Raw genomic sequence first — 25,436 nt, 5'->3', positions numbered from 1 at the left:
CACCCTGTGAGAAACCGCATCAGCATTTTCGCTTTCTCAAGTCTGGTTCAACCCGCTATCGTGACAAAACGACACACTCCGAGGGAGAGACATGTCCACGCGCCGCACGATCGCTCTGGTAGAAGACCACGCACTCATCGCGATCGGGTTTCGCGACCTCCTCGCAGGAGCGGACGACCTCGAACTTATCGGCATGGTGGAGTCGGTACCCGAGTTGGACGAGTTCGGCCGGGATCTTGACCTTGTGGTGCTCGACCTGCGCCTGAGCGACGGCTCGAAGCCCGAGGAGAACGTGGACGCCATCCACGCTCGCGGCTCCCACGTGCTCATCTACACCGGGGCCGAGGACCGCCGACTCATCCAGTCGGCGGCTCGCTCCGGAGCGCTCGGGCTGATTCGCAAGTCGGTCGCGCCGGCGGTGCTCCTCGACGCGATCCGCACGGCAGCCGACGGCCGCGAGGTCTTTGGCACGGACTGGGCAGCGGCAATCGACGCCGACGACGTTCTTCAAGACGCGAAGCTCTCCGCCCGCGAGCAGGAGGTGCTGAGCCTGTACGCGTCCGGAGAGACCGCGGTCTCGGTGGCTCAACGCACCGGACTGTCGCGCGAGACCGTCGCGGATTACGTCAGCCGGATTCGGCGCAAGTACGCCGAGGCTGGCCGTCCCGCTCACTCGCGGATCGACCTGTACAAGCGGGCCCTCGAAGATGGCATCCTGGACGGTCACGAGACATGAAGATCGCGCTGGCGCCTGGTGACCGCGTCAGCGAGGATACGGCTCGGGCTCGACTCGAAAGACTCCTCTATTCGTCGGTGGGGCTGGCCGCGCTGATCTACGGCGGTGTCCTGTACCCGGGCGCCGGCGGCATCGCCGGCCAGACGCCCCAGCTCGAGGTGTGGTACGGGGCGGGTCTCATTGCCGTCGCGATCATCATGCCCGTGGCGCTTGGCATCCTCACGTGGGTCTTGTCGCGAAGAGCGGTGCGGCGCCTCGCGGGAGCCACGGCAATCCTCTTCCTCGCTGGCATGATGGCCTTCCCGTGGGGACTGTCGACGCCAACACTCGCGGGCAACGCGGTCCCCTGGTACCAAGGAATCCACGCACTGCACGGGATGATTGCCGCGATCGCCTGGCGTCGACGATCAGTATGGGTCTACGGCCTCAGCCAAGGCGTCGTCATTGGCGTGGTCCAGCAGTTGGTCCGGGAAGATGCGGCCAAGGCGGCGTTCCTCGACGGCGCGGGGTCCCTGGTATTCATCGTCATCCTCATGGCCGCCACCATGGGTGTCATCGGGGCAGCTGACCGACTCGATCACGCGTCGGAAATTGCGCGTTCGCAGGCCGCGCGCACGGCCGCCAGCCGCACCCGTGAACGCGAGGAGACGCGCATCAACGCGATGGTGCACGACGACATCATGTCCGTGCTGCTGACCGCTTCCCGAGAGAATCCTCCCGCGTCACTTGGTGATCAGGCGCGCGTCGCGATCGCTTCCATCTCGTCGCTCGAGACCCGTGACGCCTCGTCGCGCATGTATTCCAATCGGGAGACCGCAATGGCCCTGCTCGATGTGGTTCGACGCGTCGCACCCAGCACCGACGTGACACACCACGAGGCAGGGGACGGCGAGGTACCCGCAGAAGTGGTGACGGCGCTCAGTGACGCCTTGTCAGAAGCACTGCGCAACTCCGTCAGGCACGCAAGCCTCGATGGCGGTGACGTTCCCCGTCACGTGGCGATTGCCGCGGACGAACGCGGCCTGGTGGTCACGATGCAGGACGACGGCAAGGGGTTCAACACGCGCACGGTGCAGTCGCGGCGGCTCGGCATCAGGTTGAGCATCATCGAACGCATGTCGATGGTCGAGGGCGGCAGCGGCGATGTCTCAAGCCGTGTGGGCGAGGGCACCACCGTGACCCTCACCTGGGTGCGGCCGTCATGACCGCCAGACACTTTGAGCACGTCGACTCATCGCAACTGCTGCGCCTGTCGTCGGACCCCGCGCGTGTGGTGATGGGTCTGTTCATCTTCTCGAACATCCTCTACGCATTCGCCACGCTCGACGAGGTCAAGAACCCCATGCCCGTCATCGCCGCCATGGTCATCGTCAACGGCGCGGCCGTGCTGCTCGTGCTCGAACGGCCCGACCCGTTCCCCGTGTCGTTGACCGCCATCGTGGTCGCCGCCGTCGCGATCAGCACGCTTCTGGTGGCGTTCCAGCTTCCCGACGTGGGCCCGCCGGGACGCGCAAGCTGGCACCTCGGATCCAATACGTGGATGTTGTTCTTCCTGGCGATGCGCAGGCGCCCGGGGGCGGCGTGGCTCGGGTATGTGCTGATGGCGTCGGGCACCCTGGCGTGGAGTACTGCCGTGGGTCGTGGCGTCTTGGACGGCGCGCTACTGCTCGACACCCACGCGGCGATTCTGTTTGTGGGAACCCTCTTTGAGGTCAACCTGCGCAGGACCGCCAAGCGCATCAATGAATATGGCGAACACTCTGTGGCGTCGGCCGTCGAGGCCGCCGAGGGTGCGACGTCCGCCCAGATCCGCCAGCGGCGCGTGCTCGAGCTGAGAGCCTCTGCCGTTCCGCTCTTGGAAAGCCTCGTGGAGCACGGGCCTCCGATGACTGACGCCGCCAGGCTGCAGTACGCGACAGCCGAGGCGCTGCTGCGGGACGGGGTGAGGGGACGCTCGCTCATCACGCCCAGGATCGCGGCCGCGGCCACCAAGGCGCGCGAACGTGGGGTCGAAGTGACGCTGCTCGACGACCGCGGAGAGGGACTCGAGGAGGGCGATGCGATGGTGCGCATGAGCGACGCCATTGTGGCCGAGCTCAATGCCGCCCACGAGGGTTCGGTGACCGTCAGGCTTGCCCCGCGGGGCCGACCCGTTGCAGTGTCGATCGTTTCGTCGAACGCCCGCGATCGGGTGGAACTCGACGCCGCTGGCGAACCCGTCGAGCGCCGCTAGGCGGTCGCGCGCGGCCACCCGGTGGCCGCAGCGGCAACGAAACCCCGGTCGCCTCGGGGGCCCCTGGGGTTGCAGGTCCAGCGCGCCCGGAGGGATTCGAACCCCCAACCTTCTGATCCGTAGTCAGATGCTCTATCCGTTGAGCTACGGGCGCTTGGGCCCACGAAGGACCGAGAAATGAGTATAGCGGTTTGGTGCGGCGAGCCGAACCTTGTGGCGGAGACGGTGGAGCGGAGACGGTGGGATTTGAACCCACGGAGGGCTTTAACACCCTCACGGTCTTAGCAGGACCGCGCACTAGACCGGACTATGCGACGTCTCCCGGGTCAGATGCATACGATACCCGTTCGCGCCTTCACCGAGCAAAACGGTGGAGCGGGAGGGTGATGAGGTGACGCGCACACCCGGTCGACGACGATGCCCGAAGTGCCGCCGCGGACCTCCGGCTCCTGAGATCTCGGAGGGCGTCCTAGCCCGTGCGGCCGCCGCCCCTCGAAATCTCCGCGATTGCCGACCAGTCGGCGCCCGCGAGGTCCGGGTCTGCAATCGCTCGCTCGAACACGTCTCGCAGCACGGGGGATGTGAGCAGGGGAAGTCCCGCCTCGGCCGCAGCTTCCTCCGCGAGGGAGAGATCCTTCAGTCCGAGTTCAACCGTGAAGCCCGGGGGGTGGTAGCCGCGCTCGGCGATGATCTTTCCGTAGCCCTGGTAGACGACGCCGCCGAAGAGGGTGCCGCCGAGTAGCTCAACAAAGTCTCTGGCATCCACTCCGTAGCGCTCTACGAGTGCGACGGACTCACCGATCGCCTCGAGGGCATGAATGATGTCGTAGTTCACGGCGATCTTCACGACGTTCGCCGATGCCGGGTCGACGCCCATGTTCCAGGTGCGCACGCCGAGCACGGAAAAATAGGGTTCGAGGCTTGCGACAACATCCGCCGGGCCTGCCGCGAGAATGTTGAGCTTGCCCGCCGCCGCCACGGGCGGCCGTCCCAACACGGGAGCGGCAACGTACGTCACTCCCGCGTCCCGCGCGCGCTCCGCGAGACGCGAGGCGAGGCCGCCGCTGACGGTGGCCATATTCACGTGGACGCGACCGGCCTCGCCCGCAAGGTTCTCCGTCGACAAGGTGGCATCGGCCGCCGCGTCACTCGCGAGCATCGAGAAGCTGACGGGGCGCGCGAGGGCCTCGCGCGCGGAATTGGCACGCCTGGCGCCCGCAGCGACGAGCGGTTCCGCGGCTTGTGGGGACCGGTTCCAGACCGCGACGTCATGGCCGGCGCCGACAAGGCGGCCGGCGATGCCTGAGCCCATCGCGCCGAGCCCGAGGAATCCGAGTTGAGACATGGTCACGCCTTCCATACGGTCTTCAAGTTGCAGAACTCCCGGATGCCCGCGGCGGCCAGCTCGCGGCCGTAGCCGGAATCCTTGATGCCTCCGAAGGGCAGCTCCGGGTACGACACCGTCATCCCGTTGACGAAGACCGCGCCGGCGTCGAGCGCTCGGACAAACCAGGCCTCCTCGTCGGCGTCGGCCGTCCACACTGAGCTCGACAGCCCGAAGGTGGTCTGGTTGGCGATCCTCACGGCCTCCTCGCGGTCGGCGACCTTGTACAGCGTTGCGACAGGGCCGAAGGCCTCCTCCATCACCAGGCGCATGTCGTCGGTCAGATCCGCAAGGAGCGTGGGCGTGTAGAACCAGCCCCGACGGTCCGGGGTCGCGCCGCCCGTGAGAATCGTGGCGCCTTGGGAAACGGCGTCGTCGACAAGCTCCGCCAGCTCATTGCGCCCGCCTTCTGTCGCGAGCGGCCCCACGTCGGTCGACTCGTCACGAGGGTCACCTACCGTCAACGCCGCCATCTTCGCGGCGAACATCTGAGCGAAGGTGTCGTACACCTCCGCGTGCACGATGAAGCGTTTCGCCGCAATGCAGGACTGCCCGTTGTTGGCCACACGGGCCTTCACGGCCGTCGTCGAAGCCGCGTCGATGTCAGCCGACGGCATGACGATAAACGGGTCGGACCCGCCGAGCTCCAGCACGGCCTTCTTGATCTGGCTTCCGGCGGTGGCAGCGACGGAACGGCCCGCGGGCTCCGACCCGGTCAGCGTGACGGCCTTCACCCGCCGGTCCTCGAGCACGGAGGCAACCTCACGCGCACCGATGAGCAGGGTGCGGAACGACCCTGCCGGGAATCCGGCGCGATCGAACAGGGTGTCGAGGTAGAGCGCCGCCTGCGGAACATTCGAGGCGTGCTTGAGCAGTCCCGTGTTGCCTGCCATGAGAGCCGGGGCAGCGAATCGGATGACCTGCCACAGCGGGTAGTTCCACGGCATCACGGCGAGAACCACTCCCAGTGGCTCGTAGCGGGCGGACGCGTGCGACGCCGTGACGGCGGCGGGGTCATCCAGAATCTCGTCGGCGAGGAAGGTCTCGGCATGCTGCGCGTAGTAGCGCATGTTCTTCGCGCACTTGAGCACTTCAGCCCGCGCCTGAGCTATCGGCTTGCCCATTTCGACCGTCAGCATGTGAGCGGTCGCCTCGGCCTCCTCTTCGAGCAGGGCGGCGGCGCGTAGCATCCATTCCGCCCGCTGCGCGAAGGTCGTGGCCCTCAGCGCCACGTAGGCCGCCTGTGCCTCGGCGATCCGACGCTCGACCTCGGCGGCGTCGTGCGGTTCGAAGGCGGCGATGGTCTCGCCGGTCGTCGGGTTGATCGTCGCGATTGCCATGATGCTCCTGTGTCCTAGGGGGTGTGGAAGAAGATCTCGGGATGCCGCGCCAACTCCAGTCGGGTGCGGCGGATGTGGCCAGCGAGCACGCGCTCCGCCTCGTCGACGTCGCGGCGACGGATCGCGGAAACCAGCAGGTGGTGCTCATGGTGCACGCTGTGGTCGTTGTCCCTGCTGAACACTCGGGTGTAGGCGCGGCGGTAGTGATGCGTGCGGTTCCACAGGCGTAGCACGATGTCGCCGAGCAGGCTCGTTTCGGCGGCGCCGTACATCGAGAGGTGAAACTGGCGATCGAGCGCAATGAAATCTTCGACATCAGTGGAGTGCTCGATCCGGGTCGCGAGCTCCTCGAGTTCGTCGATGAACTCGTCGCTCAGCAGCGGCGCGTTGAATCGCAGCAGCAGCGGTTCGACGCGCTCGCGAATCTGGTACATCTCCTCGCATTCGGCGAGGCTCAGGCGGGACACCCACGCGCCGGTGTTGGCGACGACCGTGACGAGTCCCTCGCTTTCCAACACGCGGAGCGCCTCTCGCACCGGCAGCCGGCTTGCGCCGTGCCGGTCGGCGAGATCCTCCTGCCGGATGCGCGCGCCGGGCTCGTACCCTCCAGCGAGAATCGACTGCCGCAGCTCGTCCGCGATGCGTGAACCGGCGGCGCCGTGCCGGGCCGGCTCACGGATCGGTACCGGCTCAGAGTTCACGGATGCCACAGTTTCACATCCGCGTCCACCTCGTACGCCTTGCCGTCCGGAAAACTCACCAGCTCGAACTGCATGCCCCACGGGCTGCGGAAATACTGCCAGCGCTGTCCCCCGGCGGGACCCGCGCTCGCGACAGGCGAGCCCATGACCTCGACGTCGTGGGCGCGCAGGTGGGCAATCGCCGCATCCATGTCGTCCACGTAGATCGCGAGGTGGTGGCCGCCGATGTCGCTGTTGCGTGGCTGCGGGGCCTGGCCGTCGGCCGAGTCGTAGAGGAAGGTCTCGATGTTGCTGCCATTGCCCAGCCGGTAGAACCGGATCTCCCGAATGGTGGTGCGTGGATGCACGCCCAGGGTCACCGCCATCCAGTCGTCATCGGCGCGCTTGGCGCCGAGAGTGTAGATGTGCTGGGCGCCGAGGATGTCGACCAAGAAGCGTTCGGCCTCGTCGAGATCCGGCACGGTGATGCCGATGTGATCCATGCCCCGCATGCCGGGAATTCCGTGTGCCACAGAGACTCCTTCATCCATTGGATACATTCTGGCTCACAAGTGACGCAGAATCCACTCGCTCGACGCACAAGGGATGACATTGTCACCAATCACGGCACATTGCGGACGATGCGCCGTGGGCTTCCTGTGCGGAGAGTGCGGGATTCGAACCCGCGGAGGCGGGTTACGCCTCAACAGTTTTCAAGACTGTCACCTTCGGCCGCTCGGTCAACTCTCCTTGGCGCCCGCAACGGGCGACGCGGAGCCATTGTGCCAGCCCGCGGGCATGCCCGGCGTCACGACGCTCAATGAGTACAGCTCAGCGACCCGCGCCAACTCCATGTCGTAGGTGGCGATGGTGTCGACCGCCGGGTGCGTCACGGCGGCCCCCAGATGCAATGCGGCAAACGGCTTCAACACCGTCGCCGCGTGCGTCGACACGTTCACGTTCTCGTCAGAGAACCGGATGACGGGCACCCTGGCCTTGACCCGCTCGACGATCTCGAAGGCGCGGGCCTTGGTCTCCCGCGGAAACAACTCTGCTGCCTGGCGCAATTCGGTGAGACCCAACTGTGTGGTCGCCAACTCACCCAGCTTGGGCACGGCCCAACTGTTCCACTCCTCGTAGAAGCGCACACCCGGCAGAAACCGAATCAGCGCGGAACCGTCGACGTAGATCACGCCCTCAAGCGTATCGGGGCGTGATCACTCGTGGGGCCGCGACTAGGCCTTCAGGCGCTTCATCGCGAGTTGAACGACCGCGATGAGTGCCTGCTTGGTAGCCGCACGCTCGCGAGCATCCGTGTACATCATCGGCACCTCCGGGGGCACGCCCAGGGCCTCACGCACGTCCTCGAGTTTGTGTCGGGCGACGCCGTCGAAGCAGTTGACACACACCACGAACGGGATGCCCTTGCCCTCGAAGTAGTCCACGGCCGGGAAGCACTGGTCAAGGCGCTCGGTGTCCACGAGCACCACCGCGCCGATGGCACCGCGCACCAAGTCGTCCCACATGAACAGGAAGCGGTCCTGACCGGGCGTGCCAAACAGGTAGAGCCACAGTGAACCCGGCAGCGCAATGCGGCCGAAGTCCATCGCGACCGTCGTCGTCGTCTTGCGGTCGGTGACGCCGCCAGCGTCGTCGACGCCGATCGACTTCTCCGTCATAGCCGCCTCAGTATTGAGCGGATCGATGTCGGAGATCGAACCGATGAAGGTGGTCTTGCCGACGGCAAAACCACCCGCGATCACGATCTTGACCACCGTGGGGGCCTGCGCCGCATTACTAGACGCAACGGCGGCGTTAGAGGGCTGCGATGCCATCAAGAACACTCTCCAGAAGACTTAAGGACAGGCCGCCATTGGCGTCGTGCGTCGCCGCATCATCAGCTGTCCCTGCGGTATGAATAGTCAGGTATTTTTCTTCAGCAAGGTCCGTGACAAGCACCCGGACCACACCCAACGGAAGTCGGGTGTGAGCCGAGAGCTCTGCAACGGACTGATATTGGCCCGCAGCGAGCTGCAGGATCTTCTTCTTTTCCGGGGTCAGACCCCGAAGATTCCGGATGGCGGAAGGAGCCTCGACGAGTGCCTCCATCGGCAGGTGCGAGTTGGCGGCACTGACCCGCCCCCCGGTCACGGCGTAGGGCCGCACCGTGGAGGCCTCCTCCCCCGCACCTCCGTACGGCTCTATCGCTTCCGTCATCGCATGTGTCCTTAGCGGGTAGCCCCGTCAGTGGGCAGGTTCTGGCGCATCTCAGTGATGAGCTGCGGAGTCAAGGCGTTCTCGGTGCGCGACACCAGGAGTGTCATCTCGTACCCGACCAAGCCGACGTCGCAGGTGGAGTCAGCGGCGACGGCAAGCACAGCGCCGTTATTGACACTCATCAAGAAGAGGAACAGTTCGTCCATCTCGATGATCGACTGGCGCACCTCTCCAGCCTTGAGCTGGCGTGCCGCGCCCCGCGTCAACGAGGACATTCCGGAGACCACCGCCGCAAGGGTGTCGCCCCCCGTACGGTCGAGGTTCTTGGACATCGCCATCAGCAAGCCGTCGGCACTGACAACAAGCGTGTGGCGCGTCCCTGGCACGGTCTGGACAAAGTTGTCCAGCAACCACCCAAAGTTGGTGGCCTCAGTACTGAGCGCGGTCACTGGTCCTCCTTGTTTCTGTGGCCCCGAGGTGGGAGACACTTCGTGGTGTTCATGGTTCCGTCAGAGAACCCTGAGTACTGTCGTTGAAATTCTTCACGTCTTCACGAGCGCGTTGGGTTCCAGAATAGAAACTCGAGAAGCGGCTACGCACCGCCTCAGCGTCTCGCGGAACTTCCGGAGCCGCAACGTCCGCGCTCGACTCAGGCTCAGTTTCGCGCTCCACGGGGGTGCGCTTCACGAGGCCCGCTCGGGTCTTCTCGACCTTCGGACGCTCGGCTGCAAGCGAGCTGAGCTCGGAGAATACTTCGGATGCGTAGTCGACAGAGCCCGCGGACTGCTGCTCGGAATCGATCTGCACCACCGGGCGATACTCGGTGGCCGTCTCGGGCGCCGCTGCCTGAAGTGCGCTCTCGCCCGCGGTCTCCCAGCCGAGCGGGCTCGCCAGTTGATCTGGCGAGTACGCCACCGGGATGCTTCCGGGGACAAAGACGGCGTCCGAATCCGCCGCGTCCGAAGCGGCGGCGCGAGGCGCCAACGGCCAATCGGCCTCGATAGTCTCATCGCCCGTCGCTTCCGGAACGAATTCGGAAGGACTCTCATCAGGCGCCGGGGGTGCTTGCGGGGTGGCGCTCTCCGGTTCGCTCACTTCGGCGTCGGGCACCGGTCCGATCCAGGTGGACGTGTCTTCGTGCCGCCGAGGCTCTTCCGAGATGGGCGGGCTGAGGTTGCTGCTCAGTGGCTCAAACTGCGCCGGCTCAAACTGCGCTGGCTCGATCTGCGCCGGCTTGATCTGCGCTGGCTCGATCTGAGAGGACTCGACCGGGGACGGCTCCTGGTGTTCGTAGAGAGACGCCCGGGGAACCGCACTCCGCCACGTGGGCTCGAGGTTTGACGGCTCCTCGGCCGGGGGCTCCTTGGCTGGGACGCCTGCGGGCTCCGGCAAGTCCGGGGTTCCCGCGTCGGACGCAACCGGCTCCGGTGGCTGAGAGGCATTCTCTTCCGGTTGGTCCTCGTGCTTGCTGCCACGCCCAAAGACACGTGCGAAGAAACCCCCGCGCTCCTCGGCACCCTCGGGGTGCGAAACGTCCGAGAGGAGTTCATCGAGGCTCGGCACCGACGTCACGGGACCCGATTCGAACTGCGGGCTGTGATCCTCCGGTGCCCCATGCCAGTCACCGTCCGAGGCTCCGAACGGGCTCGGCGCGGCTGGCGCCTCGGCCTGCTCTGGTGCCGGGTACAGCGGCGCATCGAAGGCAGGCTCGGCTTGCGCTTCCGACGCGCCTCGATCGTCCAAGGACTCCGCGTCCGGGGACTGCGGATACGGGTGGTCATCCAGCGTGACTGACTCGACTCCGGCCCCGGGCGGTTCACCTGGCTGCCCCCAAGGGCTCGACAGCGACGGTTCGGGTTCGTCTTCCTCGAGCATCGGAATGGCCATCGACGGCGTGGGACCTTCGGCAGGCTCGGAGGCCGCCGGCACATCCGCGTCCTCGTTCGTGAATCCGGTGGCGATGAGGGACGATTGGCGAACGACCGGGGAATCGAGGCGCCGGGGATCGGCGGCCTGCACGGCGAAGGCAGACGCCGGTTCTTGCCGGATCTCCCGATTGGGCGAGCCCGATTCCTCCTGGTCCTCGCCGACTTCCGCGGCGTCTGGCTCAAGGGAGGGGACCGAAGCCGGCTCCGGCGTGTGACCAAGCGGATTCACCGCGGGGATGCTGCGCCTGCCGTCGCGGCCGACCGATGCGGAGTCGGGTCCGGGCGCCGCGTCGTCGTCCTCACCGCGGAGCGAGCGGAAGCCACGGAATACCCTGGCACGCTGCTCAGCGCTCTCAGGCGAGACTTCGTCGGCGGCGAGAATCGGCGTGAAGCCCGCCGTCGCGGCACTCTGGAGGGCTGTCAGCTGCTCGTCCGAAGCACGCATCGGCAAGCCGATGATGCTGCGCGTATCCTGCGGTGCCTCAGCCTCGACAGCGGCCCGCTTGCGCCGGCGTGTGGGTAGCCCTGACTGCGTCGCGCCCTCCGTGAGCGCGTCGAGGTCGACCGGCACGGCTTCGGGGGCGGACGCGGCGTCGGCCGCGACAAGACTCTCGATCCCCGCCAAGGGCGCATCCGCGGGAACGTCGGCGGCCGCCGCAGTCTCGGGAGATTCGGGAGTCTCGGGGGATTCGGGGGTCTCGGGCGCTTCAGGAGACTCGGCGGTGCGGCCGGCGAGACCGGTGCCCTCTTCAATCACCGAGGGCTGGTAACCGTGTGGCGAGGAGGCGGGCCGCTGGTTCTCAGTGGGAGAGGGATCGCGCACCTCGGAGTCCGACACGCTGTGGTGCACCAGCGCGGCGGGGGCCCGGGTGCTGTCGTCGATGGCGGTGCTCGACTGGTGGCCCTGATCGGAGACGACGCTCGCGTCGAACAGTGACGGTGGCATCACGACCCTGGCGCAGATTCCACCGCCCTCGATGGCCTCCAACTGCACCTGAGCGCCCACGCGGCGAGCAATACGGCCGACCACAAAGAGGCCCAAACGTTGCGCTCCCAGGATCTCCGAGGCCGCCGTCGACGCGACGCGGGCATTGGCATCCGCGAGCTCCTCCGGGGTCATGCCAATGCCGTCGTCGACCACTTCGACGCAGATGTTGTCGCCCTCGGTCATGGTCCGCACCACGACCGGGGAACCGGGGTTCGAGAAGACGGTGGCATTTTCGAGAAGTTCAGCGAACATGTGTGCCGCGGTGAGGGCCGAGTGACCGAGCATCGACGGGTCTGCGTCGAGTTCCAGCTGGACCCTGTCGTACTTCTCGATCTCGGACGACGCTGTGCGGATGACGTCCGACAACGGCATGGAACGACGCAGGCGTCGTCCAGTGTCGATGCCCGCAAGCACCAACAGCGACTCACTGTTGCGGCGCATTCGCGTGGCCAGGTGATCGAGGGCGAACAATTTGGTGAGCGTGGTCTGGTTGTCTTCGGTGCGTTCCATCTCGTCAATCGACGAGAGTTGGCGATTGAGGAGAACCTGGTCACGGCGGGCCACGTTGACGAACATCTCGGAGATGGAGCCACGCAGTGCCGCCTGCTCGGCGGCGATCGCCAGGGTCGCCGCGTTGACGGAGTTGAACGCCTCGGCCAGGCGCCCCACCTCGTCTTGCGACTCCACGGGGATCTGTACCTCCGAGACGTCGACGCTTTGGCCAGGAAGCGCCACGCGCTCCACGAGGCGCGGCAGTTCCTGGCGCACCGCAGTAGCCGTGGTCGTCAGGCGACGCAACGGATTGACGATGCGGCGCGCCGTGGCGAAGGTGACGAGCAGGGTGAGCGCGAAGACGACGGCCGAGATGGCGATGGTCGCGAGTAGCTGAATGAGACTGTTTCGCACCACCGTGGACGTCTCCTGCTTTGCTCCGGCCAGAATATCCGAACGTATCGGCGCCATGGCGGCAAGTTCCTCGTCAACCTGACCCGTCCAATCTCCTCCGCGCTGCTCCAGCAGCACGGCGTCGGAGCTGTCGGCCACCAGGCGGTCTCGGATGGTCTCGAAACCCGTCGCTTCCGTGACGTCGTAGGACACACCAAATGAGGGAACCGGGGGGACGCCTGAGAGGGTGTCCACGGCGAGCTGAGCGCTGGCGAGGGCGTTGTTGGTAGCGAAGTACAGGCCCTGGTACTCCGTGACTTCGCCGAAAGCCCATTGACCCTCGCGGATTTTGCGCGCGACGAACGCCTCCTCGGTTCTCACCGATTCGAACAGGTTGTCCATCGCGGCGTACGCGCCCAGGTAGGCAGCCAACAGCCGGTCGGACGCGGAGTTGGCTACGGTGCGCGTCAACTCGAGGGAGTCCGTCACCATGGTGGTGTACTCGGATGCCGCGTTGCCGGGCAGGAGCCTGCTGGCACGAATCTCTCCGCGAAGTCCGTCGATATTGGCCAGGCGCGTGCGGAGGTCGTTGACCCAGCGGAACGCGCCGGCGTTGTCCGGGCGATCCTCGATGCCGTCCGCCAACACCAGGAAGTCCTGTCCCCTGCTATCCACCGCGGAGAAGTGGGCTGGGAGCGCATCGGCGTACACCCTCGAGTCGTTCAGATAGGCGGCTGTCAGTTGGGCCTCGGCCCGGATGCGGTCGCCGAGGTCTTGAATAAGCGTGCGGAGGTCTCCCGCGGGCGCCTCACCCACCGCGGCATCCACCTCACTCGCGATGCGTTCGAGTCCGTCGTGAGCGAGGGCTGCGGTGGCGGCGTCCGGCCACGCAGGGAAGTCGGTGCCGGCCTGCGGAACGTCGGTGACCTGGCGCAAGGTGTCGAGGCCATCGTTGCCGTTTGCGCCGCTCACCGCGTCGACGACAGCCCGGGACGCCGCGGCATTCGCGGGATCCAGCGAGCCTGCGGCATCGATCTGAGCGACGGCGGTGTCGACCTCGGTGCGAGCGGCGTTGGTCTTGCGGACGCCGTCGCTCACGGCGCGCAGGTAGTTCGTCGCCGCGGCGCGCTCGCCTTGCACCTCCTCTGCGAGGAGTGAGCCGCTGTGCACAACCTCCACCAGTTGCTCGGTATTGCGAGAGGAGGACTGTTCGACGGCAGCATTGAACACCACAAAGGAGGCGGCAAGAAGAAGAACGATCGTCGGGACAGCGACGACCGCGAGCAACTTGCCACGAATTCCCAACCTTTGGAGCATGTACCTCTCCCTCGTGACCGCCAGCCGCATACCGGCAGATCGCCAGCCACACTGCTGAAGCGTGTGATCCCCCGTGATATCGGCACCAAGCCGCATTTCCATAAGGCCGCTTCCGGCCGCGTCACACCATGAGACGGTATAACGAAGCAGTTATGACGGGAAAGGGGCAAATTGCCGATGCGTGCGATTGTGGTCAAATCGACGGGGGCCGCCGGGCAGATGGCGGTACGCAACGTCGCCGCACCCCACGCCGGTCCCGGCGAGGTCGTGATCTCGATCGCGGCTGCCGGTGTCAACCGCGCCGATCTCCTCCAGCGCAAGGGCACGTACCCCTCGCCTCCCGGCTGGCCCGAGTGGCCGGGTCTCGAGTGCTCGGGCACCGTCATGCACGTGGGCGAAGGGGTCACCGAGCCACGCGAAGGCGACCCCGTGTGCGCGCTCGTGGGAGGCGGGGCGTACGCCGAGGCCATCTCGGTTCCCGTCGACCTCACGCTTCCCGTGCCGCAAGGCCTCGACCTGCTCGCTGCCGGCGGGTTGATGGAGGCGGCGTGCACCGTCTGGTCAAACCTTGACACCGCATCCGTCCGCCCAGGCGAGACCCTGCTCATTCATGGCGGCGCCGGCGGGATCGGTTCCCTGGCAATCCAGATCGGCAAGGCGATGGGGCTGCGCGTGATTGCCACGGCCGGGGGGCCCGACCGCACCCAGTGGTGCGCCGACCTTGGCGCCGACATTGCGGTCGACTATCGCAGCGAGGACTTCGTGGCTGCCGCCCAAGCCGTCGGCGGAGCCGATGTGATCCTCGACGTCGTCGGCGCTGCCTACCTGGACAGGAACCTGGCGGCGCTGGCCACCGGCGGCCGCCTCGTCGTCATCGGTCTGATGCACGGGGCGACGGCGCCGATCGACCTGGGCGCGCTGATGGCCAGGCGGCTGCGCGTGATCGGCACAACGCTGCGTTCGCGTCCCCACGCGGAGCGCGCCGCCATTGTCGCGGCCGTGGGCCGCGAGGTGTGGCCGTGGATTCCCTCGCAGGTGGCGCCGCGGTTGCACGCTGCGGTGCCGCTTGAAGACGCGGCGCGTGCACACGACATGCTCGCCAGCGGCGATGTGGCGGGCAAGCTCGTGCTGACTCCATAGGGCTCGCGCTACTGGAGGAGCCCGGCCTTGATGGCGCTCGCCAGCGACGGCGTGATCGGCAGTCGTGGGAAGAGGGTGGCTTGAAGTGCGTGGTAGACGTCCGGCTTGCCTTCCCACGTCGAGTGCCCCACCGTGTTGTCGGCGGCCAGCTCATGCCACCAGGATCCCCCGTCGCGGTCGAGGTGGTATTCGGTGGCGTAGTCCCACCAGGACTCGTAGTCGGCCGCCGTGACCTCGTCGCCCTCGCGAAGCCACAAAGTCAGCGCCGCGCCGATCGCCTCCGCCGTCACCCAGTGCATCCGCGCGCGGACCACCGGCGCACCATTCCAGTCAACGGTGTAGACGAAGCCGGGTGCTCCGTCGACGTTCCAGCCGTCGCGCACCGCGGCGTCGTACAACTCTCGGGCGGCGCCCACCATCCAGCGCGGCGCGTCGAGGCCCGCGCGCAACAGCGACGCCTCGAGTTGAAGCGTCAGCCTCGACCACTCGAAGAGGTGGCCGATGGTCGCGCCGAAGGGCCTGAAGGGATGCGCGGGCTCGTCGCGGTGGTACTCGAGAAGTGGCTCCCACTCCGCCGTGAAGTGCTCCGGGATGCGCCACCCGTTGTTCCTCGCCCACTCGTCCACCACCCGGGTGGTGATCCGCAGCGCACGCTCCAACAGATCCGGCCGCACCGCTACGTCGGCCGCAGCCAGGTACGCCTCCACCGTATGCATGTTGGCGTTGACCCCGCGGTACTCGGAAAGGCCCGACCAGTCGGCCTCGTATGACTCGCGGGCAAGTCCGTGCTCGTCGTCCCAAAAGTGGGCGTCGAAGACGTCGAGCGCCTCCTCCAGGAGGGCGGGCGCCTCGGGGCGCCCCGCCGCCACCGCCGACGATGCCCCCAAGATCACGAAGGCGTGACCATACGCCTCCTTCGCGTCATTGATGGGTCCATCAGGGCCGATGCTCGCAAACCAACCGTCGTGAGCATCGTCCCTCAAGGGGCCCCACAACGATGTGATTCCGTGGTCGACGAGCGCCGCGTCGGCCGCGTTTCCCCGCAGCACGGACAGAGCGTAACTGTGCGTCATGCGGGCGCTGATCCACAGTTCGATGGGGTGGGAGGGATCGACGACGCCGTGGTTGTCGAGCCATCCGAAGCCGCCGATGGCGGAACGGCTGGGCCGTCCAAAAGCGAGCAGGCGTTCGGCCTCGGCTTCAAGCCAGGCCCGGTGCGCGGGATCTTCGAGGAGGTTCATGACTCCAGCCTACGAGGCGTCGCAAGCGCCGTCTCCTCCACGGCGCGCGGGACGGCTACATGGAAGGACGGGAGGGATCAATCAGCGGTTCAAGAGCCTCGAGCACGCCGTCTTCATCGACCGGCCCGATCGAGCCCTGGGCGGCCGCGACCACTCTCTCGGGGGCGTTGCCCATGGCGTAGGAGTCGCGCGCCCACGTCAACATCTCAATGTCATTGTTGCCGTCGCCGACCGCCACAGTGTGCTCGGGATGCACGCCGAGCTCCTCCCGCAAGGTCTCAAGGGCCGACGCCTTGGACACCCCCGGCGGGGTGAGGTCCAGCCACGCCGAATACCCCACGGCGTACGTCACGTCGCTTAGCCCAATGCGGTGGACGATGTCATCGAAGTGCTCGACCTCGGCCCCCGGAGCCCTGATCACCACCCGGGTGACGTCGTCGTGGCACAACTCGTCAAACGAGACCTTCAGCTGGCGCCCCGCCAGCTCGCCCATGGGGAACTCCTTGGTCACCCTGAAGCCCACCCCCAGGTCCTCGACCGCGAAGAAGGCGTCCGGCATCTCATCTCGAATCAACTCGAGTGCCTGACGCGGGTTGAAGGTGATGATCTTGACGATGTCGTAGCCGCCTGGCGATCCCGGATTGAGTCGGATGATGACGGCCCCGTTGGAGCACACCGCCCAGCCGCGGCGGATGCTCAGCCGTTCCGCGACCGGCATGGTTGCCATGATGTTGCGACCGGTCGCCAGCACCACATGGTTGCGGGACATGCGTACCCGAGTGACCGCCTCGACCACCGCATCGGTGATCTCGCCGCCCCAGTGCATGAGCGTGCCGTCGATGTCGAGGCCGACGAGCCGCCAGTCATTCTCCGTGAGCGGCGGGTCGAGTTCTTCCGGATCAACGGCCATGGGTCGACTTTACGACGGCGGCCCGCCACGTCGGGTCACGCCACCGGCGTCAGCAACTCCGCGCCGCCCAGGTATGGGCGCAGCATCGGGGGGACGTAGACGCTGCCGTCGGCCTGTTGGTGGTTCTCCAGCAGCGCCACGATCCACCGCGTGGTGCCGATGGTGCCGTTGACGGTCGCGACCGCCCGGGTACCGTCCTCACCACGCTCGCGAATCGCGAGCCGGCGCGCTTGGAACGTGGTGCAGTTCGACGTGGACGTGAGTTCCATCCAGCGCTGCTGGCTTGGCAGCCACGCCTCGCAGTCATACTTGCGTGCGGCCGACGTTCCGAGGTCTCCGGCCGCCGTGTCGATCACGCGGTAGGGCAGTTCCAACGCCTGCAACATCGACTCCTGGATCGCGAGGAAGCGGTCGTGCTCGTCGGCCGCGTCCTCGGGCCGTGTGTAGGAGAACATCTCGACCTTGTGGAACTGGTGCACGCGGATGATGCCGCGGGTGTCCCGCCCCGCCGAACCGGCCTCCCGGCGATAGCAGGCCGACCACCCGGCATAGCGCAACGGGCCGTCGCTCAGATCCAAGATCTCGTCCGTGTGATAGCCGGCGAGCGCCACCTCGGACGTCCCCGTCAGGTACAGATCGTCCTTCTCCAGGTAGTAGACCTCGTCGGAGTGCTTGCCAAGGAAACCCGTGCCGCGCATCGTGTCGGGGCGCACCAGCGTCGGCGTGATCATCGGGGAGAAACCCTGCGCGGTCGCGACCCCCATCGCGGCATTGAGAATCGCCAACTCGAGTTGCGCCCCCACGCCCGTGAGGAAGTAGAAGCGGGCTCCGGACACCTTCGCGCCACGCTCCATGTCGATCGCCTTCAGACCCTCACCCAACTCCAGGTGATCGCGCACGGGGACGCCCTCGGCGGCGAAGTCGCGGGGTGTGCCCTGCTGCCGCAGCACCGCGAAGTCGTCGGCGCCGCCCGCGGGCACGCCAGGCTCCGCAAGGTTGCCGATGCTCATGAGCAGTTCGCGCGCTTCGGCGTCGGCGGCGTCGGCGTCGGCCTGCAAGGACTTGACCCGCTGCGCCAGGTCCTTGGTGCACGCCAGCAGCGCCTCCTTGTGGTCGCCCTTCGCCTGGGCGACCTCGCGGCCCAGCGACCTCTGCTCGGCGCGTGCCTGTTCAAAGTCGGTGAGCGCGGCGCGTCGGCGCGCGTCGGCGGCCAGGACCTGGTCCACCACCTCGATGCTGTCGCCGCGCATCCGCTGGGAATCACGCACGCGTTCGGGGTCCGAGCGAAGCAAGGCAAGATCGATCATGATGGCGAGTCTATCGGCGGACACGTAGGCTCGACCCATGACAGATGCGGCGCTCGCGGTAGTCATCGCGGGATCCGCACTCGTGATTGGAATCGCGGGTCTGGTTCTCGCGGTGACCATCACTCGCCGCATCGGCACGAGGGACCCGATCGCCATTCCGCCGTTCTGGCGCAAGGTGTTGCGGATCAGGGCGTTGCCCGTCGCGCTTCAAGGGGAGTTCGCGCCCACCACGCGCGGAACGGAGCGCATCGCGTTCATCGCCAATCCCACGAAGGCTGGCATCGATGCGGTGCGCGAGCAGGCTCTGCGCGCTTGTTCCAACCGCTACCTGCCGCAGCCGATGTGGCTCTACACGACACCGGAGGACTCGGGGCACAAGGCCGCGCGCGCGGCGCTCGACGCTGGGGCCGAAGTGGTGGTTGCCGTCGGTGGCGACGGCACCGTCCGTGCGGTCGCCGCGGAGTTGGCCGGTACCGGGATTCCCCTCGCCATCATCCCGATGGGGACGGGCAACCTCTTTGCGCGCAACCTCGACCTGCCGTTGGGGGACACTCCCTCGTTGCTACGCATCGCCCTGGAGGGCGAGAGTGCGCGGATCGACGTGGGCTGGCTGGACCTGGATCGCGGGCCTCGCGCTCAAGACGAGCGTCATATCTTCTTAGTGATCGCTGGCGCGGGACTCGACGCGGAGATGGTGGCTGGCGCCGACGAACGCCTCAAGCGGCGACTCGGCTGGATCGCCTACTTCTTTGCCGCGCTCAAGCACTTGGGCTCGCGCAGGATGACCGCTTCCGTGTCGGTGGACGGCTCCGCCGAGGTCACGACGCAGATGCGCACGGTGCTGTTCGCGAACGTCGGCAAGCTGCCAGGAGGACTCATGCTGGTTCCCCATGCGTCGGCGGAGGACGGCTGGCTCGACGTGGCGACACTGGACGCGCGCGCGGGCATCGTCGGCTGGACGGCGCTCTTCGGCAACGTGGTGGCCCAGGGTGCAGGGGTACACATCCCGGACGTACTCAAGGCGTACGGCACGTCACGCATCGATCATGCGCGTGGCAAGTCGATCGTGGTTGGCATGGATCATATGTACAAGGTGCAGGCCGACGGGGAGGGCTTGGGTCTCGCGCGGAGCGTGACCGCCACCGTCGATCACGGCGCGCTCTTGGTCAGGCGCCGCGTGCAGTAGCGGTCTCGGACGTTACCCCTCGCCGCGTCTCAGCAACTCCACCCACGCGTGCGCTGCGGCGAAGTCCGCCTCGCCGGTGCCCGGGGCTAGCGGAGTGACCTGACCGTGCGCTGCGGGGTACGAGCCAAGGAAGACGACGAGCGGGCACGTGCGCCTGAGCCCCACCAGCGCCTCGGCCATGCGCGCTTCCCCGATGTGCGCAAGAGCGTCGACGGAGAACGAATACTCACCCACCTTGTCTCCACGCGGGCGCGATTCGATGCGAGACAAATTCACGCCGCGGGCGGCGAACTGCTCCAGCATCTCCAAGAGCGCGCCCGAACGATCGGTGGGCAAGTGCACCACCAGGGTGGTCTTGTCGGCGCCAGTGGCGGGGGGTGCCGGCTGGGGCCGCCCTACCTTCACGAACCGAGTGGCGGCATAGACGTTGTCCGCGACTCCGTCGCTCACAAGGTGCAGGCCCAACCGCGCGGCAGTGCCTGGCGGGGCGAGCGCAGCATCAAAGTCCGCCGAACCGTCGGCGAGCGCCACAGCCGCCGCAGTGTTGGAGGTCGAGGGAATCTGGATGACCTCAGGCAAATGAGAGGCGAGCCATCGTCGGCACTGGGCCAGCCCGTGGGAGTGCGCCGCGACGCGCGTCACGGACTCGAGCGCAAGGGGGCGGGCTGCGACCAACTCGAAGGCCACCGGCAAGACGACTTCCTGAAGGATGACGAGGGAGGCTCCCTCGGCCAAGGTGTCGAGTGTGGCGGTGACACCGCCTTCGACGGTGTTCTCTATGGCGACGACGGCGAAGTCCGCCTCTCCAGCTCGCACTGCGGCGAGCGCGGTGGGGACGTCGACAACGGGCATCGGTTCGATGTCGGCTCCGGCCGTCATGGCGCGCAGTGCCGCGTCGGTGAACGTCCCTTCGGGCCCCAGGTATGCGTACCGCGGGACGCTCACTGAACTGACTCCGGTGCGGTGGGGTCGGTGGACTGACTGGACCGGCTGGCGATGTGGAACGTGTCCTCGACGGCGTGCTGGGTGGACAGCAGTGACAAGCGAATGCGACGCGAGCTGATGGCCATCATGACGTCACGGTACTGGCTCACACGCGCGAGCGGGCGTGTGGCCGTCTTCTTGTAGACGCGGTGTCGCATCTCGGACTCGACCTCCGTCACCGTCAGGCCGGCGTAAATCACGTCCAGCGTCATTCCGGTCTCGAGCCCGGCGCCATGAGATAGCGGCAGTGCGGCCTCGAGAGCCTCGCGCGTGAGGCACCGCACGCGGCTGAGAGGTTGGATCGGGTTCCATCCGGACAGAGCGGCGATGGCCTTGCGAGCGGAGCCGGCCGTCGCCCCGGTCGCCCGATTTCCGCCGTCCGTCAAGCCGATGGCCATGTCGGCCACGCTCTCCAATACCGCTTCCACGAGCGGTGCCGCGCCAATCGCGGCGTTGCCAAGACCCGGTTCCATGAGCAATACGGCGCGGGGCGGCTTGCCCTCTTCGTCGCGCATGCTCACCACCGCAGAGCCGGTTTCGATGGACACGGACCGACCGCGCCGATGTGAGTGCCTCACCACGACTGCCCCGGCTTTGCGAGCCAGGTGCTGAGTATTGTCGGCGGATCCGTCGTCCACGACCAGCACAAGATCAACGCCCGGTATGGCGCGCGAAGCCCGCACGGTCGCCGCGATGCGCCGCGCCTGGTTGTGGGCCACGATCAGCACCGCCGCCGTCGGGACAGACGCGGCCTGAGCGGCTCGACGAGCGGCCGCAACACGTCCCGAGCGCGCGCTGGGCTTGCGCGCCGCGCCGGGCGCCTTCGGGGTCTCGGATCGTGGTTTCGCCACGCTCATAGCCTAGCCGCGTTCGCACGGAGAAATGAACCCCTCTTTACCCCAGCATGGGAGGAATGTGACCAGCGAGGGCCTGCGCCATCACGTCCAAAGTGCAAGACTTGGCCCATGCATGAGCGCGCAGGCACAGTTGCCCTTCCCGAAGACCTGATCGACGTCGACGCCCTCCTGGGCGCCTATTACGACCTGGTGCCGGACCCACGCATCGCCGACCAGCGGGTGGTGTTTGGCACGTCCGGGCACCGCGGGTCCTCGCTCGACACGGCTTTCAACGAGGCCCACATCGTCGCCACCACGGCCGCGATCGTCGAGTATCGCCGCAATCAGGGCATCGACGGTCCCCTCTTCATCGGGAAGGACACGCATGCCCTGTCCGGCCCGGCACAGGAGACCGCCGTGGAGGTCCTGGCTGCCGCCGGCGTCGAGGTGAGGATCGATGCGCGGGACCGTTACACGCCGACGCCCGCGGTGTCGCTCGCCATCCTGGTCGCCAACGGCGCCGTGGCCGAGACCGGCCTGCGGACCTCCGGCTCGGGCCTTGCCGACGGCATCGTCATCACGCCGTCACACAACCCCCCGCGCGACGGCGGCTTCAAGTACAACCCGCCCCACGGCGGCCCTGCCGACACCGACGCGACCGCCTGGATCGCCGAACGCGCGAACGCACTGCTGGCGGGCGACTGGCGTCAGGTGCAGCGCTTCCAGTACGCGAAGGCGGTGGCCGCCGACACCACCAAGGGATTCGACTTCCTCGACCTCTATCTCACCCACCTGCCGTCAGTGATCGACCTCGAGGCCATCAGACGAGCCGACGTGCGCATCGGCGCGGACCCACTGGGTGGCGCCGCAGTCGACTACTGGGGCGCTATCGGCGAGGAGTTTAGGCTCAACCTCACCGTGGTCAACCCCAAGGTCGACCCGGCCTGGTCCTTCATGACGCTCGACTGGGACGGCAAGATTCGCATGGACTGCTCGTCCGCCTACGCAATGGCCACGTTGCGAGACCTCATGTCGGCGTCGGATGCGCCGTTCGACATCGCCACCGGTAACGACGCGGACTCGGACCGCCACGGCATCGTCACCCGCGACGGCGGGCTGATGAACCCCAACCACTACCTCGCGGCGTCGATCGCCTACCTGTACGGCGGGGCGCGGCCCGAGTGGCCCGCCGACGCCAAGATCGGCAAGACCCTCGTCTCGTCGAGCCTCATCGACCGCGTCGGCGCCGACATCGGCCGCACCGTGGTCGAGGTGCCCGTGGGCTTCAAGTGGTTCGTGCCCGGACTGCTCAGTGGTGAGGTGGCGTTTGGCGGTGAGGAATCCGCTGGCGCGAGTTTCCTGCGGCGCGACGGCCGCGTGTGGACCACCGACAAGGATGGGCTCATCATGTGCCTGCTCGCGTCGGAGATCACCGCGACCGCGGGATCGTCGCCGTCCGCCTTGCACCGCTCCCTCACCCACAGACTGGGCGAGTCCTGGTATGCGCGCGTCGACGCCGCGGCCACCAAGGACCAGAAGGCCGCGCTGGGCAAACTCAGCCCCGAGCAGGTGACGGCGAAGACGCTTGCGGGTCAGGACATCCGCGCGAAGCTCACGACGGCACCCGGCAACGGCGCCAAGATCGGCGGGCTCAAGGTCACCACGGACGACGCCTGGTTCGCGGCCCGTCCCTCGGGCACCGAGGACGTCTACAAGATCTACGCCGAGTCGTTCGTGTCTCAGTCGCACCTGGGCGAGGTCCAGGCCGCCGCTCGTGACGTGGTCACGGAAGCGCTCGACCGCTAGGAGTCCGTGTCGCTGCGGGCATCGCGGGGTGGCCGTGTCACCCTCGACCTATGCACCGATGGCGACTCGCGTTGCTGGCTGCCGTAGCCACGCTCGCTCTGGGCGGTTGCCTGCGCTTCACCGCCGACCTCACCCTTGACCCCGACAACACGGTGTCAGGTCAGTACGTGGTGGCGGTGGAGAAGGGCACCGGAGACAACTTTGGGATGTCCGACCGGGACATGGCCCAAGAGCTGTGGGGCGAGTATGCGAAGGCAAAGACCCTCGCCGACGTCTCCTACGGCGACTACAGCGAGGACGGCTACGTAGGAGTCACCGTCTCCTTTGCCGACGCACCTCTCGACACCTTTGCGCCGAGCGACGGGGACTGGGGCATTCAGCGCGTCGGCGATGAGTTCGTGGTGTCCGGACCGTCGAACGCGGTGAGTCTGGCAGCGCAAGGCGAACTGCCTCAGGACGACGTCTCGAGCCACCTCGCGGACGCGCAATTCATCGTTCGCGTGACGTTTCCTGGGGATGTGACGCAGAACAACGGCAGCGTCACCAACCGGACGGTGACGTGGCAGTTGCAGGACGCTCCTCCAGAACTGTCTGCGCGCGGCAGCGCCATCGCCAAGCCGGACCGTGCTGCGCCCCTTGCATGGTTCGCGGCGGCGGTGCTGATCGCGGGTGGAATCGCGTACGCATGTGCCGGCCGGATTGCCCGCCGCGCACCCTAGTCCGGCGACGCCGACTGTGGGAGGGTGAGGTCATGAATCGCATCGCACGGGTCGCCGCGCTCAGCCTGGTCGCCGTACTCGCCCTGAGCGGGTGTCTCCGGTACAACGTGGACATCACGCTCGACTCCGACAACAAGGCCTCGGGCTCCGTCATCATGGCGGTCCAGAAAGGCATCGGAGAGCAGATGGGCGCCGCTTCGGACGAGGACGCGCTTGCGCAACTCTTCGCCGACAGCCCTTTCGAGGGCCAGTCTGGAAACTTCTCGGTGGACGACTACGCCGAGGGTGACTACATCGGCAAGTCGTACTCGTTCGACGGCCTGGACCTCGACCAGGTGAATGCGGCGTTCGGTGAGTTGTTCAGCATCGAGCGGGTGGGCGACCAGTTCGTCGTGTCCAGCGAATCGTCCCCTACCAACGCGGACGAAATAGATCAGGTGCCGACCGGCGCCGAATCACTACTGTCGATCACGTTCCCTGGCGAGGTGAGTGGGGGCGAAACCAACGGAACGATCGAAGGCAAGACCGTGACATGGGACCTGTTCGCCCAGACCGAGCCGATCTCCGCGACGGCGGGCGCGACGTCCGACAGCGCCTTCCCGCTCTGGCTGATCTTCGTGGCCCTGGCAATCATTGTGGCGCTGGCAGGCATCGCCGCGGTGGTGGTCATCGTCCTGCGCAAGCAGAAGGGCGCCGCGCCCGCCGCGATGTCCTCCGGTGCGGAAGGTGCTGTGCCTCCCCCTCCCACGCTCATGCCTGAGGTTGACCCGCCGGCACCCCCCGCCGAGCCGGAGGACAAGAAAGAGTGATCACAGCTCTCTCGCGCGCGGCCGTGTTGCTCACCGTCGCGGCAATGCTGACCGGCTGCGTGAGGTTTCAGTCCACCAACACCTTCACGGCCGACGACACGGTCACGCAGGAGTTGATCGTCGCCCTCACGCCGGAGGCGGCCAGCCAGGCGGGCATCGATCTGGACACGCTGACGACCCAAGCGTTGTCGGCGCCCGACGCGATCGGACGTGGTATCGATCCCTCCAAAGTGACGATCGAGGACTACGTCGAAGGGAACCGACGCGGAATCCACATCATCGCCAGAGACCTGACGTTGGACCAGTTCGGGACGGCGGCCCAGGTGGGCATCGACCAGGTGGCTCCGGGCCTGGGGACCCCCATGAGGGTCGCACGAGACGGAAACGTCTACGTTGTCACCATCCCCGCCGACCCCAGCCGGGACCTGTCCGGGGTTCAGGGTGCCAGCGCGATCGGGCTGATCGCCGACTCGATCGACTTCGCCATCACTTTCACCTTCCCCGGGCCGGTCAAGTCCGCGACGGCCGGGCAGGTGGAGGGCAAGACGGTCGTGCTGGGCCTCGAGGACCTCCTGACGCCGGACGAGATCGTGATCCGCGGCCAGGCGACCGATGGCATTGCCTGGGGGCCCATCCTGAAATGGGTGGGCATCGGCGCGGCAGCGCTCGTCATTATCGGCGGCGCCGCCCTGCTGATCTGGCAAGACAAGCGGCGCACGTCCCACAACACGTTGCCGCCGCCGGTCGAGACTCCGCATGGCGACGTCGGCGAGGGCGACCCCACCTAGGC

23 protein-coding genes and 3 tRNA genes are annotated in these 25,436 nt (G+C 67.0%); 9 read left to right on the top strand and 17 right to left on the bottom strand.

Features of this window, described 5'->3' with window-relative positions; genetic code table 11:
• Positions 1–91: 91 nt before the first annotated feature.
• Genes QZZ29_RS00830 through QZZ29_RS00820 form a run of 3 tightly spaced genes read left to right on the top strand, consistent with a single transcriptional unit; the run spans position 92 to position 2,969 of the window.
• Positions 92–736 carry a response regulator transcription factor gene (locus QZZ29_RS00830; RefSeq protein WP_291380643.1) on the top strand — a complete coding sequence of 215 codons (645 nt, stop codon included), beginning with the start codon at positions 92–94 and terminating at the stop codon, positions 734–736.
• Positions 733–1,941 carry an ATP-binding protein gene (locus QZZ29_RS00825; RefSeq protein ID WP_291380641.1) on the top strand — a complete coding sequence of 403 codons (1,209 nt, stop codon included), beginning with the start codon at positions 733–735 and terminating at the stop codon, positions 1,939–1,941. The genes QZZ29_RS00830 and QZZ29_RS00825 overlap by 4 nt, the downstream gene beginning before the upstream one ends.
• A complete protein-coding gene (locus tag QZZ29_RS00820) occupies positions 1,938–2,969 on the top strand; it encodes a hypothetical protein (RefSeq protein ID WP_291380639.1) in 1,032 nt (343 codons plus the stop codon). Before QZZ29_RS00825 ends, QZZ29_RS00820 begins: the two co-directional genes overlap by 4 nt.
• Before the next feature lie 81 nt (positions 2,970–3,050).
• Here QZZ29_RS00820 and QZZ29_RS00815 read toward each other — a convergent pair.
• The 12 genes from QZZ29_RS00815 to QZZ29_RS00760 form a co-directional block, all read right to left on the bottom strand.
• Positions 3,051–3,123, bottom strand: a tRNA-Arg gene (locus QZZ29_RS00815).
• 77 nt (positions 3,124–3,200) lie between these two features.
• Positions 3,201–3,291: transfer RNA gene (locus QZZ29_RS00810), tRNA-Ser, on the bottom strand.
• 147 nt (positions 3,292–3,438) lie between these two features.
• A complete protein-coding gene (locus tag QZZ29_RS00805) occupies positions 3,439–4,314 on the bottom strand; it encodes an NAD(P)-dependent oxidoreductase (RefSeq protein WP_291380637.1) in 876 nt (291 codons plus the stop codon).
• Positions 4,315–4,316: 2 nt separating this feature from the next.
• Entirely contained in the window at positions 4,317–5,693 is a 1,377-nt protein-coding gene (locus tag QZZ29_RS00800) for an NADP-dependent succinic semialdehyde dehydrogenase (RefSeq protein WP_291380635.1), read from the bottom strand.
• 14 nt (positions 5,694–5,707) lie between these two features.
• Positions 5,708–6,394 (bottom strand): GntR family transcriptional regulator, encoded by a 687-nt coding sequence (locus QZZ29_RS00795; protein WP_291380633.1) that lies wholly within the window; start codon positions 6,392–6,394, stop codon positions 5,708–5,710.
• Complete coding sequence (locus QZZ29_RS00790; protein ID WP_291380631.1) at positions 6,391–6,906, bottom strand: VOC family protein; 516 nt, start codon at positions 6,904–6,906, stop codon at positions 6,391–6,393. Before QZZ29_RS00790 ends, QZZ29_RS00795 begins: the two co-directional genes overlap by 4 nt.
• A gap of 129 nt (positions 6,907–7,035) precedes the next feature.
• Positions 7,036–7,123: transfer RNA gene (locus QZZ29_RS00785), tRNA-Ser, on the bottom strand.
• Positions 7,114–7,566: a PIN domain-containing protein gene (locus QZZ29_RS00780; protein ID WP_291380629.1), complete on the bottom strand. Its 453-nt coding sequence runs from the start codon at positions 7,564–7,566 to the stop codon at positions 7,114–7,116. The genes QZZ29_RS00785 and QZZ29_RS00780 overlap by 10 nt, the downstream gene beginning before the upstream one ends.
• A gap of 42 nt (positions 7,567–7,608) precedes the next feature.
• The gene (locus tag QZZ29_RS00775; RefSeq protein WP_291380626.1) at positions 7,609–8,208 is read right to left on the bottom strand and encodes an ATP/GTP-binding protein; all 600 of its coding nucleotides are present in this window, start codon (positions 8,206–8,208) and stop codon (positions 7,609–7,611) included.
• A complete protein-coding gene (locus tag QZZ29_RS00770; protein WP_291380624.1) occupies positions 8,189–8,590 on the bottom strand; it encodes a DUF742 domain-containing protein in 402 nt (133 codons plus the stop codon). Before QZZ29_RS00770 ends, QZZ29_RS00775 begins: the two co-directional genes overlap by 20 nt.
• 11 nt (positions 8,591–8,601) lie before the next feature.
• The gene (locus tag QZZ29_RS00765; RefSeq protein WP_291380618.1) at positions 8,602–9,039 is read right to left on the bottom strand and encodes a roadblock/LC7 domain-containing protein; all 438 of its coding nucleotides are present in this window, start codon (positions 9,037–9,039) and stop codon (positions 8,602–8,604) included.
• A 49-nt stretch (positions 9,040–9,088) separates the two neighbouring features.
• Entirely contained in the window at positions 9,089–13,708 is a 4,620-nt protein-coding gene (locus QZZ29_RS00760; protein WP_291380616.1) for an ATP-binding protein, read from the bottom strand.
• 177 nt (positions 13,709–13,885) lie between these two features.
• Here QZZ29_RS00760 and QZZ29_RS00755 point away from each other — a divergent pair, with 177 nt between their 5' ends.
• A complete protein-coding gene (locus QZZ29_RS00755; RefSeq protein ID WP_291380615.1) occupies positions 13,886–14,848 on the top strand; it encodes an NAD(P)H-quinone oxidoreductase in 963 nt (320 codons plus the stop codon).
• 8 nt (positions 14,849–14,856) lie between these two features.
• On the opposite strand, the gene QZZ29_RS00750 is transcribed toward QZZ29_RS00755, so the two are convergent.
• Genes QZZ29_RS00750 through serS form a run of 3 tightly spaced genes read right to left on the bottom strand, consistent with a single transcriptional unit; the run spans position 14,857 to position 18,306 of the window.
• Complete coding sequence (locus QZZ29_RS00750; RefSeq protein WP_291380614.1) at positions 14,857–16,089, bottom strand: AGE family epimerase/isomerase; 1,233 nt, start codon at positions 16,087–16,089, stop codon at positions 14,857–14,859.
• 55 nt (positions 16,090–16,144) lie between these two features.
• Positions 16,145–16,999 (bottom strand): HAD family hydrolase, encoded by an 855-nt coding sequence (locus QZZ29_RS00745; protein ID WP_291380613.1) that lies wholly within the window; start codon positions 16,997–16,999, stop codon positions 16,145–16,147.
• 35 nt (positions 17,000–17,034) lie between these two features.
• A complete protein-coding gene (gene serS / locus QZZ29_RS00740) occupies positions 17,035–18,306 on the bottom strand; it encodes a serine--tRNA ligase (RefSeq protein WP_291380612.1) in 1,272 nt (423 codons plus the stop codon).
• Positions 18,307–18,343: 37 nt separating this feature from the next.
• Here serS and QZZ29_RS00735 point away from each other — a divergent pair, with 37 nt between their 5' ends.
• On the top strand, positions 18,344–19,492 hold the full coding sequence (locus QZZ29_RS00735; protein WP_291380611.1) for a diacylglycerol kinase family protein: 1,149 nt from the start codon (positions 18,344–18,346) through the stop codon (positions 19,490–19,492).
• A 12-nt stretch (positions 19,493–19,504) separates the two neighbouring features.
• On the opposite strand, the gene pheA is transcribed toward QZZ29_RS00735, so the two are convergent.
• A complete protein-coding gene (pheA, locus tag QZZ29_RS00730) occupies positions 19,505–20,437 on the bottom strand; it encodes a prephenate dehydratase (protein WP_291380609.1) in 933 nt (310 codons plus the stop codon).
• The gene (locus QZZ29_RS00725) at positions 20,434–21,327 is read right to left on the bottom strand and encodes a glycosyltransferase (RefSeq protein ID WP_291380608.1); all 894 of its coding nucleotides are present in this window, start codon (positions 21,325–21,327) and stop codon (positions 20,434–20,436) included. The genes pheA and QZZ29_RS00725 overlap by 4 nt, the downstream gene beginning before the upstream one ends.
• 114 nt (positions 21,328–21,441) lie before the next feature.
• Here QZZ29_RS00725 and pgm point away from each other — a divergent pair, with 114 nt between their 5' ends.
• Genes pgm through QZZ29_RS00705 form a run of 4 tightly spaced genes read left to right on the top strand, consistent with a single transcriptional unit; the run spans position 21,442 to position 25,434 of the window.
• Positions 21,442–23,118 (top strand): phosphoglucomutase (alpha-D-glucose-1,6-bisphosphate-dependent), encoded by a 1,677-nt coding sequence (pgm, locus tag QZZ29_RS00720; RefSeq protein ID WP_291380605.1) that lies wholly within the window; start codon positions 21,442–21,444, stop codon positions 23,116–23,118.
• A 50-nt stretch (positions 23,119–23,168) separates the two neighbouring features.
• Positions 23,169–23,837 carry a hypothetical protein gene (locus QZZ29_RS00715; RefSeq protein WP_291380604.1) on the top strand — a complete coding sequence of 223 codons (669 nt, stop codon included), beginning with the start codon at positions 23,169–23,171 and terminating at the stop codon, positions 23,835–23,837.
• A 32-nt stretch (positions 23,838–23,869) separates the two neighbouring features.
• Positions 23,870–24,646, top strand: a complete 777-nt coding sequence (locus QZZ29_RS00710; RefSeq protein ID WP_291380602.1) for a hypothetical protein — start codon at positions 23,870–23,872, stop codon at positions 24,644–24,646.
• The gene (locus QZZ29_RS00705; protein WP_291380600.1) at positions 24,643–25,434 is read left to right on the top strand and encodes a hypothetical protein; all 792 of its coding nucleotides are present in this window, start codon (positions 24,643–24,645) and stop codon (positions 25,432–25,434) included. Before QZZ29_RS00710 ends, QZZ29_RS00705 begins: the two co-directional genes overlap by 4 nt.
• Positions 25,435–25,436 lie beyond the last annotated feature (2 nt).

This window comes from Demequina sp., from assembly GCF_016278765.1.
GTDB lineage: Bacteria > Actinomycetota > Actinomycetes > Actinomycetales > Demequinaceae > Demequina.
The sequence above is the reverse complement of the archived record's forward strand: the minus strand, read 5'-3'. Positions and strand labels throughout refer to the sequence as shown.

What these genes read in the sequence shown, in the direction of transcription:
- QZZ29_RS00735 (WP_291380611.1), top strand. Translation starts at nt 18,344, where the DNA reads ATGACAGATGCGGCGCTCGCGGTAGTCATCGCGGGATCCGCACTCGTG.
- pgm (WP_291380605.1), top strand. Translation starts at nt 21,442, where the DNA reads ATGCATGAGCGCGCAGGCACAGTTGCCCTTCCCGAAGACCTGATCGAC.
- QZZ29_RS00830 (WP_291380643.1), top strand. Translation starts at nt 92, where the DNA reads ATGTCCACGCGCCGCACGATCGCTCTGGTAGAAGACCACGCACTCATC.
- QZZ29_RS00755 (WP_291380615.1), top strand. Translation starts at nt 13,886, where the DNA reads ATGCGTGCGATTGTGGTCAAATCGACGGGGGCCGCCGGGCAGATGGCG.
- QZZ29_RS00715 (WP_291380604.1), top strand. Translation starts at nt 23,169, where the DNA reads ATGCACCGATGGCGACTCGCGTTGCTGGCTGCCGTAGCCACGCTCGCT.
- serS (WP_291380612.1), bottom strand. Translation starts at nt 18,306, where the DNA reads ATGATCGATCTTGCCTTGCTTCGCTCGGACCCCGAACGCGTGCGTGAT.
- QZZ29_RS00800 (WP_291380635.1), bottom strand. Translation starts at nt 5,693, where the DNA reads ATGGCAATCGCGACGATCAACCCGACGACCGGCGAGACCATCGCCGCC.
- QZZ29_RS00750 (WP_291380614.1), bottom strand. Translation starts at nt 16,089, where the DNA reads ATGAACCTCCTCGAAGATCCCGCGCACCGGGCCTGGCTTGAAGCCGAG.
- QZZ29_RS00745 (WP_291380613.1), bottom strand. Translation starts at nt 16,999, where the DNA reads ATGGCCGTTGATCCGGAAGAACTCGACCCGCCGCTCACGGAGAATGAC.
- QZZ29_RS00805 (WP_291380637.1), bottom strand. Translation starts at nt 4,314, where the DNA reads ATGTCTCAACTCGGATTCCTCGGGCTCGGCGCGATGGGCTCAGGCATC.
- QZZ29_RS00775 (WP_291380626.1), bottom strand. Translation starts at nt 8,208, where the DNA reads ATGGCATCGCAGCCCTCTAACGCCGCCGTTGCGTCTAGTAATGCGGCG.
- QZZ29_RS00710 (WP_291380602.1), top strand. Translation starts at nt 23,870, where the DNA reads ATGAATCGCATCGCACGGGTCGCCGCGCTCAGCCTGGTCGCCGTACTC.
- QZZ29_RS00760 (WP_291380616.1), bottom strand. Translation starts at nt 13,708, where the DNA reads ATGCTCCAAAGGTTGGGAATTCGTGGCAAGTTGCTCGCGGTCGTCGCT.
- QZZ29_RS00825 (WP_291380641.1), top strand. Translation starts at nt 733, where the DNA reads ATGAAGATCGCGCTGGCGCCTGGTGACCGCGTCAGCGAGGATACGGCT.
- QZZ29_RS00770 (WP_291380624.1), bottom strand. Translation starts at nt 8,590, where the DNA reads ATGACGGAAGCGATAGAGCCGTACGGAGGTGCGGGGGAGGAGGCCTCC.
- QZZ29_RS00820 (WP_291380639.1), top strand. Translation starts at nt 1,938, where the DNA reads ATGACCGCCAGACACTTTGAGCACGTCGACTCATCGCAACTGCTGCGC.